The sequence below is a fragment of the Mesorhizobium sp. WSM4815 genome (assembly GCF_055811575.1).
Genome location: NZ_JBVVQS010000102.1, coordinates 790,479 through 804,104, shown reverse-complemented (window position 1 = coordinate 804,104; position 13,626 = coordinate 790,479). Strand labels below are relative to the sequence as shown.

Annotated in this window: 12 protein-coding genes; 5 read left to right on the top strand and 7 right to left on the bottom strand. The window is 64.0% G+C overall.

What is annotated here, in order from left to right; translation table 11 throughout:
• Positions 1–6: 6 nt before the first annotated feature.
• Entirely contained in the window at positions 7–1,257 is a 1,251-nt protein-coding gene (locus tag AC0L2B_RS32545) for a D-amino acid dehydrogenase (RefSeq protein ID WP_473748231.1), read from the bottom strand.
• Positions 1,258–1,370: 113 nt separating this feature from the next.
• Entirely contained in the window at positions 1,371–2,366 is a 996-nt protein-coding gene (gene galE, locus AC0L2B_RS32540; RefSeq protein WP_473748230.1) for a UDP-glucose 4-epimerase GalE, read from the bottom strand.
• 281 nt (positions 2,367–2,647) lie between these two features.
• Between galE and hemA the strand changes: the two genes are divergently transcribed.
• Complete coding sequence (hemA, locus tag AC0L2B_RS32535; protein WP_077376755.1) at positions 2,648–3,925, top strand: 5-aminolevulinate synthase; 1,278 nt, start codon at positions 2,648–2,650, stop codon at positions 3,923–3,925.
• Between the two features lie 138 nt (positions 3,926–4,063).
• Here hemA and AC0L2B_RS32530 read toward each other — a convergent pair whose 3' ends face one another.
• Positions 4,064–5,230, bottom strand: a complete 1,167-nt coding sequence (locus tag AC0L2B_RS32530; RefSeq protein ID WP_473748229.1) for a pyridoxal phosphate-dependent aminotransferase — start codon at positions 5,228–5,230, stop codon at positions 4,064–4,066.
• A gap of 112 nt (positions 5,231–5,342) precedes the next feature.
• A complete protein-coding gene (gene mscL, locus AC0L2B_RS32525; protein ID WP_473584950.1) occupies positions 5,343–5,765 on the bottom strand; it encodes a large conductance mechanosensitive channel protein MscL in 423 nt (140 codons plus the stop codon).
• A 247-nt stretch (positions 5,766–6,012) separates the two neighbouring features.
• Here mscL and AC0L2B_RS32520 point away from each other — a divergent pair, with 247 nt between their 5' ends.
• The gene (locus AC0L2B_RS32520; RefSeq protein WP_473748284.1) at positions 6,013–9,501 is read left to right on the top strand and encodes a hybrid sensor histidine kinase/response regulator; all 3,489 of its coding nucleotides are present in this window, start codon (positions 6,013–6,015) and stop codon (positions 9,499–9,501) included.
• A 9-nt stretch (positions 9,502–9,510) separates the two neighbouring features.
• Here the strand turns inward: AC0L2B_RS32520 and AC0L2B_RS32515 are convergent, their stop codons facing one another.
• Entirely contained in the window at positions 9,511–10,170 is a 660-nt protein-coding gene (locus AC0L2B_RS32515) for a response regulator transcription factor (RefSeq protein ID WP_287221996.1), read from the bottom strand.
• Positions 10,171–10,295: 125 nt separating this feature from the next.
• Complete coding sequence (locus AC0L2B_RS32510) at positions 10,296–10,733, bottom strand: hypothetical protein (protein WP_128169125.1); 438 nt, start codon at positions 10,731–10,733, stop codon at positions 10,296–10,298.
• 173 nt (positions 10,734–10,906) lie between these two features.
• Between AC0L2B_RS32510 and AC0L2B_RS32505 the strand changes: the two genes are divergently transcribed.
• Genes AC0L2B_RS32505 through AC0L2B_RS32495 form a run of 3 tightly spaced genes read left to right on the top strand, consistent with a single transcriptional unit; the run spans position 10,907 to position 13,265 of the window.
• Positions 10,907–11,257, top strand: a complete 351-nt coding sequence (locus AC0L2B_RS32505) for a DUF952 domain-containing protein (protein WP_473748228.1) — start codon at positions 10,907–10,909, stop codon at positions 11,255–11,257.
• Positions 11,254–12,330 carry a quinone-dependent dihydroorotate dehydrogenase gene (locus AC0L2B_RS32500; protein WP_473748227.1) on the top strand — a complete coding sequence of 359 codons (1,077 nt, stop codon included), beginning with the start codon at positions 11,254–11,256 and terminating at the stop codon, positions 12,328–12,330. Before AC0L2B_RS32505 ends, AC0L2B_RS32500 begins: the two co-directional genes overlap by 4 nt.
• A gap of 32 nt (positions 12,331–12,362) precedes the next feature.
• Positions 12,363–13,265 carry a histone deacetylase family protein gene (locus AC0L2B_RS32495; protein WP_473748226.1) on the top strand — a complete coding sequence of 301 codons (903 nt, stop codon included), beginning with the start codon at positions 12,363–12,365 and terminating at the stop codon, positions 13,263–13,265.
• 69 nt (positions 13,266–13,334) lie between these two features.
• Here AC0L2B_RS32495 and AC0L2B_RS32490 read toward each other — a convergent pair whose 3' ends face one another.
• The gene (locus tag AC0L2B_RS32490; protein WP_027155530.1) at positions 13,335–13,598 is read right to left on the bottom strand and encodes a DUF6460 domain-containing protein; all 264 of its coding nucleotides are present in this window, start codon (positions 13,596–13,598) and stop codon (positions 13,335–13,337) included.
• Positions 13,599–13,626 lie beyond the last annotated feature (28 nt).

The following is a 13,626-nucleotide window of genomic DNA, read 5'->3' as shown; positions in this document are numbered from 1 at the left end:
TCTCCCTCAATTGACATAGACCAGCCCTTGCGGATCGATCTCCGGCTTGCGGCCGGCGACCACATCGGCAAGGAATTTTCCCGAGCCGCAGGCCATGGTCCAGCCGACATGGCCGTGGCCGGTATCGAGATAGAGATTGCTGTAGCGCGCCCGGCCGATGACCGGGACCGAGTTCGGCATCATCGGCCGCAGACCGGCCCAGAGCTCGGCCTTGTTCTCGTCGAAGGCGCCCGGGAAAAGCTCCTTGCCGGTCCTGAACATGGCGGCGAAATCGCTCGGCTTGTGGCTGCGGTCGAAGCCGGTGAACTCGGCGGTCGAAGCAAGCCGCAGCCGGTTGCCGAGCCTGGAATAGCCGATAAGCTGATCCTCGTCGGCGCCGCCCATGGTCGGGCCCTTGCTCTCGTCCTCCAGCGGCACGGTCGCGGTATAGCCCTTGACCGGATAGACCGGCAGGTCGACGCCGTAGCGGCGGCCGAGCAGCCCGCTCTCCGGCCCCATCGAGATGACCACGGCGTCGCCTGTTATTGGGCCGGCCGAGGTCATCACCGCGCGCACCCGATCACCTTCGATGTCGAGGCCTTCGACCGTCGTGGCGTAGAGGAATTGAACGCCGAGTTTCTCGGCGGCATAGGCAGCGAGGTTTCGGGTGAACTGGCTGGAGTCGCCGGTCTGGTCGATCGGTGAATAGACGCCGCCGGCTATTCTGTCCCTGGCGCCGGCAAGGCCGGGCTCGAGCTCGACCAGCCGCTCGCGGCCGACGATCTCGATCGGCAGACCGTGCTCGGCGAGATAGCGGTAATTGTCGGTGCCGGTATCAAAACTCTGCTGCGAGCGGAAGAAATAGAGAATGCCCTTCTTGCGCTCGTCATAGTGAATACCGGTGTCGGCCGAGATGGCGTTGATGCAGTCGCGCGAATAAAGCGCCAGGCGCAGCTTGATGTCGGTGTTGGCGCGCAGTCGCGCATGCGTGCATTGGCGCAGGAAGCGCAGACTCCAGGCGAAGAAATAAGGATCGAAGCGCAGCCGCACCTTGATGCCGAGATCGTGGTTGTAGAGCGCGCGCAAAAACGTCCTCAGCGCAGCGGGCGAGGCCCAAGCGGTGGCGTCGCCGGGCGACACCAGGCCGGCATTCGATTGGCTGGTGCCTCGCGCCGCCATCGGATGGCGCTCGATCACGGTCACCTCGTGGCCGTCGCTCGCCAGATAGTAGGCCGCCGCCGTGCCGACGACGCCAGCGCCAAGGACCAATATCTTCATGCAACCCCCAAAGGATCAGACGCGGCCGAAACGCCTCCACGTTTCAGCCGCGCAGCTCCTTCAATAGCGCTTCCACGCTCGATCTACGAGCCCACGGAGGAAAAACCGGGACTTCAGCTCCGCGCCGAATTCTTGCCGGTCAGGATACGCTCCCAAGCCAGCGCGTCGGCGACGATCTGGTCGAGGTCATCGCGTTGCGGGGTCCAGCCGAGCTCGCGGCGCGCCAGCTCCGAATTGGCGACCACCGCCGCCGCGTCGCCCGCACGGCGCTCGCCGATCCGCACGTCGAAATCATGGCCAAAGACGCGGCGCACGCTGTCGATAACTTCGAGCACCGAATAGCCGTGGCTGTAGCCGCAATTGGCGACGAGGCTTGGTCCCCCGGCGCGCAGCCGTTCCAGCGCCAGCCGATGCGCCGCCGCCAGATCGCTGACATGGATGTAGTCGCGCATGCAAGTGCCGTCGGGCGTCGGATAGTCGGTGCCGAACACCTCCATGAAGGGCCGCTTGCCGAGCGCCGTCTCGCAGGCGACCTTGATCAGATGCGTGGCGCCCGGCGTCGACTGGCCGGTGCGGCCCCTCGGATCGGCGCCGGCGACGTTGAAGTAGCGCAACGCCGTATAGCGCAAGCCGTGGGCGATTGCGGCGTCGCGCAGCATCCATTCGCTCATCAGCTTGGACAGGCCATAGGGCGATTCCGGTGCAAGGCGCGCATCCTCGCGCACCGGCTCCAGCCCGGCGCCGCCATAGACGGCGGCGGTCGAGGAAAAGATGAAATTGGGCACGCCTTCGCGCACCGCGGTCTCGATCAGCGTGCGCGTCTTGCAGGTGTTGTTCTCGTAATAGCCGAGCGGGTCGGCGACCGATTCGGGAACCACGATGGAGCCGGCAAAATGGATGATCGCATCGACATGATTGTCGCGGATGACCCCGCCGACCAGCTCCTTGTCGGCGACATCGCCGACGACAAGCCTTGCCTCCGGCGCCACCGCCCATTCGAAGCCGGTCGAAAGCCGGTCGAGAACGACAACGCTCTCGCCCGCGTCCAGCAGTTCCCAGACCATATGGCTGCCGATATAGCCGGCGCCGCCTGTCACCAAAACCGTCATCCGTGTCCTCGCTGCTCAAGATTTGTCGGAAGCTGTCTCAACACCCGCCTTACTGGAAAGTCTGCCGCCAGGCCATTAGTCCATGTCCATCAGTGCCTGCGGTAACCAGTCTCATCGGCGCATGGCATCGTCCTGAAACAAAATTGATCTACATCAAGGGAATAGGCCATGATCCGTGGCCGTTAGGAACAGGCTTGGGGCGTGGCATTTTGACCAAAAAGGCCAAGTAGACGGCGAATAGGGCAATGATTATGATCCCACGGAAAAATTGGGAAGCCGAAATGAACTATCAGCGGTTCTTCGAAGACGCGATCGACCAGCTCCACGCCGAGCGTCGCTATCGCATCTTCGCCGACCTCGAGCGCATCGTGGGGAACTTCCCACGCGCCATCTGGCGCGCCAACGGCCGCGCCCAGGAAATCACCGTCTGGTGCTCCAACGACTATCTCGGCATGGGCCAGCATCCCGACGTCATCGCCGCGATGCAGAACGCCGCCGGCAAGATGGGATCCGGCGCCGGTGGCACCCGCAACATCTCCGGCACCAGCAATCCGCTGGTCGAGCTCGAACTGGAACTGGCCGACCTGCACGACAAGGAAGCCGCGCTCGTCTTTACCTCCGGCTTCGTCTCCAACGAAGCTTCGATCTCGACCATTGCGCGGCTGCTGCCCAACTGCCTGATCGTCTCGGACGAGTTGAACCACGCCTCGATGATCGAGGGCGTGCGGCGTTCGGGCGCCGAGAAGAAGATCTTCCGCCACAACGACGTTGCGCATCTCGAAAGCCTGCTGCAGGCGGCGGGCCGCGAGCGCGCCAAGTTGATCGTCTTCGAGAGCGTCTATTCGATGGATGGCGATATCGCGCCGATCAAACAGATCGTCGAACTTGCCGAGCGCTACAACGCCATGACCTATATCGACGAGGTGCATGCCGTCGGCATGTACGGACCGCGCGGCGGCGGCATCACCGAGCGCGAAGGGCTGGCCGACCGTATCGACATCATCGAAGGCACGCTGGCCAAGGCGTTCGGCACGCTCGGCGGCTATATCACCGGCACAAGTGCGGTGATCGATGCCGTGCGCTCCTATGCGCCGGGCTTCATCTTCACCACGGCACTGCCGCCGGCCATTGCCGCCGCGGCGACCACGTCGATCCGCCATCTCAAGCGCTCACAGGCCGAACGCGCCGCGCAGCAGCGCCAGGCGACGCGGACGAAGCAGGTTCTTACCGCCGCGGGCCTGCCGGTGATGGACTCCGCTACCCACATCGTGCCGCTGCTCGTCGGCGATCCCGAACTGTGCAAGATGGCCAGCGACCGCCTGCTCGGCGTCCACGGCATCTACATCCAGCCGATCAACTACCCGACCGTGCCGCGCGGCACCGAACGGCTGCGCATCACCCCGACGCCATTCCATTCGGATCAGCTGATCGCGGCGCTTCAGGACGCGCTGGTCGAGACCTGGGATGCCTTGGGCATCTCTTACGGTTCTGCGGGCCGGCCGGCGGTGAGGGAAAGCGACCGCGTCATTCCGCTGCTGGTGCCGAAGTCCGGCGGCTGAGCTTCCGCTACCTTCGTCTTCCTAGGGCGTAGCAAGGAGCGAAGCGACGCGGCGCAGACCCCTAGGACCCATGCCGTTACGTTGGCCAAGGAGTGCAACGGTTCGCAGCTGTCCGGCTTGGCGCGGACCTCAACAACCTCACACACTTTTCATCCACTTCGCCAGCCGGTGCGCGGCCTCCTCGAGCTGGTCGAGGCGGCGGTGGAAGCATAGCCTGAGGAAGGTTTCGCCGCCAGGACCGAACGCGGTTCCGGGCGCCAGGCCGACATTGGCGCGGTCGACGATGTCGAAGGCGGCGGCGCGTGAATCGGTGATGCCGTCGACTGCGAAGAACAGATAGAACGCGCCCTGCGGCACGGTAAAGCGTGCCCTGCCGGTCGCAGCCAGGATGCCGCAGACCAGGTCACGCGCCGCCCTCGCCCGCTCCACCTGCTCGACGATGAAGGCGTCGCCTTCGTCGAGGGCGACGACCGCGCCGCGCTGCATGAACTGGGCAACGCCGGAGGTCGAATACTGGACCAGGTTCTCGAACACCTGCTGCAGGCAGGGATGGGCCTTGATCCAGCCGACCCGCCAGCCGGTCATCGACCAGTTCTTGGAAAAACTGTTGACGAACAGGATGCGATCCTCGTCGGCCATGATGTCGATGAAGGACGGCGCGCGGCTGTCGCCGTAGTGGAACAGCGAATAGATCTCGTCGGCGATGATCCACAGCCCCCGTTCGCGGGCAAGGTCGAGGATCGCCTGCAGCGTCTGCCTGTCGGCGGTCCAACCGGTCGGGTTGGACGGTGTGTTGACAAACAGCGCCTTTGTCCTTGGCGTGATCGCCGCCTCGATCTTGCCGATGTCGCAGGACCAGCCATTGCCGGACTGGTCAAGCGTGACTGCGACCGGGACGGCGCCCGCCACGCCGGCGGCTGCGGCGAAGTTCGGCCAGGCCGGCGACAGATAGACGACCTCGTCGCCATTGCCGGCGACAGCGTCGAGCGCCAGCTGGATGGCATGCATGCCAGAGCCGGTGACGATGAATTCTTGCTCGGCGAAGCTCTTGCCGAAATGCCTGATATAATAGCGGGCGAGCGCCTGCCGCAGTTCGGGGATGCCTTTCTGCCAGGTATAAAAGGTTTCACCGCCGGCCAGCGCCCGGGCAGCGGCATCGGTGATGAAGGCGGGCGTCGGTAGGTCGCCCTCGCCGGCCCAGAGCGGGATCATGCCGTCGCGGTCGCGGCCGCGGTTCATGACGGCGACAATGCCGCTTTCGGGCGCAGCCCGGGCCGCGGCGCGCAAATTCTCGATCAGGGTCATGGATGGATCCGTTTTTCGCCTTCCGGACAGCTAGCGTGTTTTGCGACAGGCGAAAATAGAAAACCCCGGCCGAAATCGACCGGGGTTTTGGTCCAGAGATCTTGCCCCTGCGCTATTTCCTGGCGAGGAGATCGCGAATTTCGGTGAGCAGCGCGACATCGGCCGGCGGAGCGGCAGCAGGCGCAACGGGCTTCTCACGCTCCAGCCGCCTGCGCAGATCGTTCACCGCTTTGACCATCAGGAAGATGATGAAGGCGAGGATGATGAAGTTCAGCGCCACGGTGATGAAACTGCCATAGGCGAAGACTGCGCCCTGCCTCTTGGCTTCCGCCAGCGATGTGGCGTTGACCGCTGAGGACAAGGGCAGGAAATAATTGTTGAAGTCGAGTCCGCCGAAAATCGCCCCGATTATCGGCATGATGATGTCGTTGACTAGGGATTCGACGATCTTGCCGAAGGCGGCGCCGATGATGACGCCGACGGCCAGGTCCATGACATTGCCCCTGGAAATGAATTCCTGGAATTCTTTCAGCATCCGACCCTCCTTGTCCTGACGGGCCAGGCCGCCGCCTCTGCCCGCTTCGTTCGGCGCCGCTTCGTTCCCCCCACTGGCACAATAGCAAAAACCTGCGGTTGCAGCATCGGCAATAGACCGGTTCCGGCCAAAATTTCCCGAAGCCGCAGCCATCCTGCGCCGAAAGCCGCGATGGACTTGATCGCCAAGCTGTGATTGCGTCTCAGCAGGCCGGATGCAAAAACCGGCAAGGGAGGATTTTTGGGCCGTGCAGGGCTGGTTCATCGTCATCATCGCGATCGCCTATGTGACGTTGCTGTTCGTCATCGCCAGCCTCGGCGACCAACGCTCGACGACATCCGGGCCTGACCGGGCCCGGCCCTTCATCTATGCGCTCAGCCTGGCGATCTACTGCACCTCCTGGACCTTCTTCGGTTCGGTCGGCCTTTCCTCCGAGCGCGGCCTCGAATTCCTCGGCATCTATATCGGCCCGGTGCTGGTGTTCGTGTTCGGCTTTCCGCTGCTTCGGCGCATCGTCAGGCTGGCCAAGACAGAGAAGATCACTTCGATCGCCGACTTCCTCGGCGCCCGCTACGGCAAGAGTTTTGCCGTGGCAGCGATCGCCACGCTGATCGCGACGATCGGCGCGGTGCCTTACATGGCACTGCAGTTGAAGGCGATTTCCGGCTCGGTCAGCCTGATGGTCGAGCATTATACCGGCTCGCCGCCTTCGTTCGATCCATTCGTCAGCGACATCTCGCTGGTCGTCGCCATGCTGCTTGCGCTATTTGCGGTGCTGTTCGGCACGCGACACGCCGACGCCACCGAACACCAGGACGGGCTGGTGCTGGCGGTAGCGGTCGAAACTGTGGTCAAGCTCGCCGCCTTCCTGGCGATCGGCCTGATGGTGACCTTCCTGATCTTCGGCGGCCCGGGCGATATGGTCGACAAGCTCGCCGAGAATTCGCAAGTTCAGCAAGCGATGAGCTACAGCACCTCGCTCGCAACCTGGCTGGTGCTGACGTGTTTGAGCGGTTTCGCCATCATCATGCTGCCGCGCCAGTTCTATGTCACCATCGTCGAGAACCGCAGCGAGGCCGAACTGCGCACCGCGACATGGGTGTTTCCGCTCTATCTGGTGGCGATCAACCTTTTCGTGCTGCCGATCGCGCTCGCCGGCCTGGCGCTGGTCGGCACCAGGACCAGCAGCGACCTCTATGTCCTGTCGCTGCCGCTGCTCAGCGGTCACGATGTGTTGGCCATGGCGGCGTTCATCGGCGGCCTGTCGGCGGCGACCGCGATGGTGATCGTCGAAAGCGTCGCGCTGTCGATCATGATCTCCAACGATCTCGTCATTCCACTGTTTGTGCGTCGCCTGCTCAAGACCACGACATCCGAGAACGAGGACTGGTCAGCGCTCATCCTCAACGTGCGACGGGCGGCGATCTTCATCATGCTGTTCGTCGCATTCCTCTATTATCGCGAGAGCACCAACAGCGCGCGGCTCTCCTCGATCGGCCTGATGTCGTTCGCCGCGATCGCGCAGTTCGCGCCGGCCTTGATCGGCGGACTGATCTGGCGCGGCGCCAACGGCAGGGGGGCGGCGCTCGGCATGGTCGCCGGCATCGTCGTCTGGAGCTATACGCTGCTGCTTCCTTCGCTCGCCGCGTCCGATACCGGCATCGTCGTCCACGGCCTGTTCGGTTTCGAAGCGTTGCGGCCGCAAGCACTGTTCGGCACCGTCGCCGAGCCGCTGAACCACGGTGTCCTGTGGAGCCTGTCGGTCAACACGCTGTTCTTCGTGCTAGGCTCGCTGTCGCGCGCGTCGGTGCCGCTGGAGCGCATCCAGGCGTCGATTTTCGTGCCGCGCGAGGCGAGCCCGATGCCGAGCCTGCGCCGCTTCCGCACCACCGTCACCGTCAACGACCTCAAGGACACCATCGCGCGCTATCTCGGCGTCGAACGCACTGAACGGTCGTTTCAGTCGTTCGAAAAGAGCAACGGCGCTTCGCTGCACGGCAACGAGCAGGCCAGCATGGACGTCATCCGTTTCTCCGAGCAGCTTCTGGCAAGTGCCGTCGGCTCCTCTTCGGCGCGGCTGATCCTGTCGCTGCTGCTGCGCCGCAATGATCGAGAGGCCAAGGACGCCTTTCGCCTGCTCGACGACGCCACCGAAGCGCTGCAGCACAACCGCGACCTGCTGCAGATCGCGCTCGACCAGATGGAACAGGGCATCACCGTCTTCGACAGGGATTTCCGGCTGATCTGCTGGAACCGCCAATATCGGGCGCTGTTCGACCTGCCCGACGAGATGGGCCAGGTCGGCGTCTCGCTCGACCGCATCCTGCGCCACCTTGCCGAGCGCGGCGACATTCCGGCCGACCAGCGGGTGGCGATGCTCAACCGCCTCACCAGCTTCGTCAGCCCTTGGCAGATGGAGCTGAAGACCAGCGGCCGCATCCTGGAATTGCGCTCCAACCCGATGCCGGATGGCGGCATCGTTGCCACCTATGCCGACATTTCCGGGCGCGTTGAACAGGACCTGGCGCTGAAGCGCGCCAATGAAACGCTCGAACAGCGCGTCAAGAACCGCACCGTCGAACTGACCCGCGTCAACGAGGAGCTGGCACAGGCGCAGATGCTGGCGGAGGAGGCCAATCTCGGCAAGACCCGCTTCCTCGCTGCCGCCGGCCATGACATCCTGCAACCGCTGAACGCTGCTCGTCTCTATTGCTCGTCGCTGATCGAAAAGGCCGGCAAGGGACCTGCGGGCAAGGCCGCGATCAACATCGAATCCTCGCTGGAATCGGTCGAGACCATTCTCGGCGCAGTCCTCGACATTTCCCGTCTCGACGCCGGCGCGATGAAACCGGACGACACGGCCTTCAGCCTGGACGGACTGCTGCGCCAGATCGGCAACGACTTTCAGCCGCTTGCCGCCGAGAAGAAACTCAGCCTGACGATCATGCCATCGTCGCTCAGCGTGACGACTGACCGCAATCTGTTGCGCCGCCTGATCCAGAACCTCGTATCCAATGCCATCAAATACACCCGCCATGGCCGCATCCTGGTCGGCGTGCGGCGGCGCGGCGAACTGGCCGAGATACAGGTGATCGACACCGGCATCGGCATTGCCGCCGACAAGCTGAACACGGTCTTTCACGAATTCACCCGGCTCGATGAGGGCGCCCGCGAAGCCGAAGGCCTGGGGCTCGGCCTTTCGATCGTCGACCGCATCGCTCGTGTCTTGCGCCTCGAACTCCAGATATTTTCAAGCCCGAGCAAGGGCACACGCTTTTCCGTCGTCCTGCCGGTCGCGGCAGTGCAGGAGCCGCGGCGCGAGATCGAGGCCAAGGCGCCGGTCCGCACGGCTGCTTCGCTTGCCGGGCTCCGCGTGCTCTGCATCGACAACGACGCCCGCATCCTCGACGGCATGCGGCTGCTGCTCGAAGGCTGGGGCTGCAGCGTCGACACGTTTGCCGGCTCGAGGGATCTCGAGGGGTCCGGCATGCGTCGGCCCGACATCGTGCTTGCCGACTATCATCTCGACGGCGAGACCGGCCTTGACGCCATCGCCAAACTGCGCGCTATCCATGGCCATGATATGCCGGCGGTGCTGGTCACCGCCGACCGCTCGAGCGAGGTGCGCGCCAGCGCCGGCAGGATCGACGTGCCGGTGATCAACAAGCCGCTCAAACCAGCGGTGCTGCGCTCGATGATGGCGAGGGTCAGACCGCTGGCGTCGGCAGCCGAGTAGCGCCGGAGGTCAGCCGGCCGCCGCCAGCGGGTCGCTGCCGATCTTGGACAGCAGGATCACCGCCTGGGTGCGGCTGTCGACGCCAAGCTTCTGCAGAATGGCCGAGACATGCGCCTTGATCGTCGCTTCGGAGACACCGAGCTCGTAGGCGATCTGCTTGTTGAGCAGACCTTCGGCCAGCATGCCGAGCACGCGCGTCTGCTGCGGCGTCAGCGTCTGCAGCCGCTTGATCAGATCGGATATCTCGGGATCGCGCTCGACGCCGAGATCGATGCCGGTGGGCGCAGCGATGTCGCCGGCAAGCACCGACTGCACGGCGCTGCGGATCTCCTCCATGCTGGCCGATTTGGAGATGAAACCCGAAGCGCCGAGGTCGAGCGCGCGCCGGATGGTCACCGGATCGTCATGCGCCGACACCACCACCAGCGGCACCGTCGGATGGATGCCGCGCAGCGAGATCAGGCCGGAAAGGCCGCTCGCGCCCGGCATCGACAGGTCGAGCAGCACCAGATCGACGTCCTCATTGGCCACGACCAGCGCCTTGGCGCTTTCGAAATCGCCGGCCTCATGAATGCCGGCGACGTCGCCGATGCCGGCAAGCGCCTCTCTCAGCGCGCCGCGAAAAAGCGGATGATCGTCAGCGACGACGAAAGTATAGCCCGACGGCACATGGCCCTCCCCGAATCCCATTGGTGATTGTCTGCTTCTTACGGGATCAGTCGAACGATTATGCGGCGATATCAGCCGTTTTCAAGCGGCAAGCCGGTGCGCCGGGCTTCCCCGGTGAACGGTGCTCAGGTTTTTTGCGAATTGGGCTTGGCGCCATCCTCGCCGCTGTCCTTTTCCATGTCCTTGACGATGCCCATGAAGCCGCGCAGGAAGCGCTCCATGTAGCTCATCGTCTTGTTGAAATCCTCCTCGCTGGGCAATGTCGACTCAAAGCGGGCGGCAAGCGAGTTCTCGAGCTTGACGACGCGCTGGTCGAGCGCCTTCACCGAATTTTGCAGCCGGTCGATCTCGTCCTGGAATGCGGCGCGTTCATCGGCCGCCATCTTGCAGACGAGCTGGCCGGAACGCTCCTCACAGATCGACATCGCACCGGTCTGCGTGTCCATGCGGACATAGCCGGTGGCCGACTTTTCCAACCGGTAGCGGTCGGCTTCCTCGGAAAAGGCTGATGCCGCGACGAGCGAGACGAGGGCTGCAGGGATCAAGACGTGCTGCGGACGCATATTGTTTGTCCTCCATAGGCCAGTAAGCGCAATCTTATCGCATGTTTGCGCCGGAAATGGGGAAGAACCCTGGCCTTTACCTTGACGCAGGTTCCTGTCGGAAAACCGTGTGACACTTTTCCGGAACCTGCTTGCCTCTTCCCCGTACGATTGGTTCGGACTATAGCGCAACCATGTCTCAGCTTATCTACAAGATAGTACCTGAACCGCTGTGGCGCGAGGCCGAAAGAAATCGCCGCTTCACCGGCGCGCCGATCGATGTCGCCGACGGCTTCATTCATTTTTCCACCGCCGGCCAGGCTAGGGAAACCGCGGCAAAACACTTTGCCGGCCGGACCGGGCTGCTGCTGGTCGCCGTCGATGGCGCCAGACTGGGTGATGCGCTGAAATACGAGGTCTCGCGCGGTGGTGCGCGGTTCCCGCATCTTTACGGCCCGCTCGACCTCAACGCCGTCGTCTGGGTGCAACCATTGCCGCTCGGCACCGATGGCCGGCACCAATTCCCGACGCTGGAGGCCGAATGAGCGTGCTCGACCGGCTCGGCCAGAGGTTCCTGTTCGCATTCGATCCGGAAGCCGCCCACGGCCTGTCGATCGCGGCGCTGAAATGCGGGCTGCCGATAGGCGGGAGACCCGTGCGCGACGACAGGCTGAAAGTCAGCGTCTGCGGCATCGATTTCCCCAATCCGCTCGGCATGGCCGCCGGCTACGACAAGAACGCCGAGGTTCCCGATGCGCTGCTTGGCCTTGGCTTCGGCTTTGCCGAGGTCGGCACGATCACGCCGCTGCCGCAGGCCGGCAACCCGAAGCCGCGCATTTTCCGGCTGACATCCGACGACGCGGTGATCAACCGGCTGGGCTTCAACAACGAGGGTCACGCGGCCGCCGAACAACGGCTTGCCGCCCGCAAGGGCCGCGCCGGCATCGTCGGCGTCAATATCGGCGCCAACAAGGACAGCACAGACCGCGTCGGTGACTATGAACGCGGCGTTGCCAGGTTTGCGCCCTACGCCAGCTATCTGACGGTCAACATCTCCTCGCCGAACACGCCGGGCCTGCGCAACATGCAGGCGCGTGAACAGCTTGGCGAGTTGCTGTCGCGCGTCGTGGCCGCACGTGCGGCAGCGGCCGCGCAGCCGGCCATCTTTCTGAAGATCGCGCCGGATCTGGTTGAGGCCGAACTGGAGGACATCGCCGCCGAGGTCACCGAGAAAGCAATAGACGGCGTCATCGTCTCCAACACCACCATCGCGCGGCCGCGGCTGCGCAGCGCCGATCTTGCCGGCGAGACCGGCGGGCTTTCGGGAAAACCGCTGTTCGAGCGCTCGACCATCGTGCTGGCAAAGATGCGCAAACTGCTTGGCCCGGACCCCGCCATCATCGGCGTCGGCGGCGTCGATTCCGCGGAGACGGCACTCGAAAAGATCCGCGCCGGCGCCGATCTCGTCCAGCTCTACACCGGCATGATCTATGCCGGGCCGGCACTGCCGGGCCGCATTGTTGCGGGTATGGTCCGGTTCGCCGACATGCAACGGCTCAAATCACTGCGCGAGTTGCGCGACACCAGCCTCGACCGATGGGCATCCAAGCCGCTCTAACCCGAAGTCGCTCTAAAAAGCACCTGCCGCTCATGCCCCTGCAGATCGTTCATCATCCCGACTACGACGCCGGTTTTGCCGTCAACCATCGTTTTCCGATGAGCAAATACAAGCTGCTGATGGAAGCCTTGGGCGCGCGCGGACTGGCCGGCCACGCCGCGCTCAACATGCCCGAGCCGGCCCCGGCATCATGGCTGAAGCTTGCCCATGCCGCCGGCTATGTCGACCAGGTGCTGACCTGCGAAGTGCCAGAAAAAATCGAACGCGAGATCGGCTTTCCGGTGGGCCCGCGCGTCTCGCTCAGGGCGCAGCTCGCAACGGGTGGCACCGTGCTGGCGGCGCGGCTGGCGTTGCTGAACGGCATCGCCTGCAATACCGCCGGCGGCAGCCATCATGCGCGGCGCGCGCAAGGCGCCGGCTTCTGCACCTTCAACGATGTTGCGGTGGCTTCACTGGTGCTGCTTGCCGAAGCCGCCGCCGACAATATCCTGATCGTCGATCTCGACGTGCATCAGGGCGACGGCACGGCCGACATTTTGGGCGATGAACGGCGCGTTTTCACCTTTTCCATGCATGGCGATCGTAACTATCCGACGCGCAAGATCGCTTCCGACCTCGATATCGCCCTGCCCGACGGCATCGGCGATGCGGCCTATCTCGAAAGGTTGGGCGGCATGCTGCCGGAACTCACCGCCAGGGCGCGCTGGGATATCGTTTTCTACAATGCCGGCGTCGACGTTCATGCCGAGGACCGGCTCGGCAGGTTGTCGCTGTCGAACAACGGGCTGCGTGCGCGCGACGACATGGTGATCCGTCATTTCCGCGCGCTCGGCATCCCGGTCTGCGGCGTTATCGGCGGCGGCTATTCGACTGACGTGGCGGCTTTGGCCGCGCGCCACGCCATCCTGTTCGAAACGGCCTCAGGCTTCGCCTAACCGCCTTACGGTTTTGGCCTCGAATCCGGCTTCCGTTATCGCACGCTAACCTTCGGTTCGGCGTCTGCTCTATTTCCGGTAGTTGGCGATCCTGAGCAGGATGAAGGCTGGAATGACGATCGCCGCGCCGAGAAGGATGTAGCCGAGGAAACGGTCAATAGCGCGGAAGCCCAGGTTCCAGAGATCGACGAAGACATTGCGGATGCCGTAGAGCACATCCATCGGCGACCAGCCGAAAGCGTTCATGACAAGGCCGACGAGGAACGACAGCACCAGCAGTTTCAGGAGCACCCGGAGCGGCGTGTCGCCGAGAAAGCGCGTCAGTGCGGACAAGGCGTGTCTCCAGATTCGGTTGCCCCGA

What these genes read in the sequence shown, in the direction of transcription:
- AC0L2B_RS32545 (WP_473748231.1), bottom strand. Translation starts at nt 1,257, where the DNA reads ATGAAGATATTGGTCCTTGGCGCTGGCGTCGTCGGCACGGCGGCGGCC.
- galE (WP_473748230.1), bottom strand. Translation starts at nt 2,366, where the DNA reads ATGACGGTTTTGGTGACAGGCGGCGCCGGCTATATCGGCAGCCATATG.
- hemA (WP_077376755.1), top strand. Translation starts at nt 2,648, where the DNA reads ATGAACTATCAGCGGTTCTTCGAAGACGCGATCGACCAGCTCCACGCC.
- AC0L2B_RS32530 (WP_473748229.1), bottom strand. Translation starts at nt 5,230, where the DNA reads ATGACCCTGATCGAGAATTTGCGCGCCGCGGCCCGGGCTGCGCCCGAA.
- mscL (WP_473584950.1), bottom strand. Translation starts at nt 5,765, where the DNA reads ATGCTGAAAGAATTCCAGGAATTCATTTCCAGGGGCAATGTCATGGAC.
- AC0L2B_RS32510 (WP_128169125.1), bottom strand. Translation starts at nt 10,733, where the DNA reads ATGCGTCCGCAGCACGTCTTGATCCCTGCAGCCCTCGTCTCGCTCGTC.
- AC0L2B_RS32505 (WP_473748228.1), top strand. Translation starts at nt 10,907, where the DNA reads ATGTCTCAGCTTATCTACAAGATAGTACCTGAACCGCTGTGGCGCGAG.
- AC0L2B_RS32500 (WP_473748227.1), top strand. Translation starts at nt 11,254, where the DNA reads ATGAGCGTGCTCGACCGGCTCGGCCAGAGGTTCCTGTTCGCATTCGAT.
- AC0L2B_RS32495 (WP_473748226.1), top strand. Translation starts at nt 12,363, where the DNA reads ATGCCCCTGCAGATCGTTCATCATCCCGACTACGACGCCGGTTTTGCC.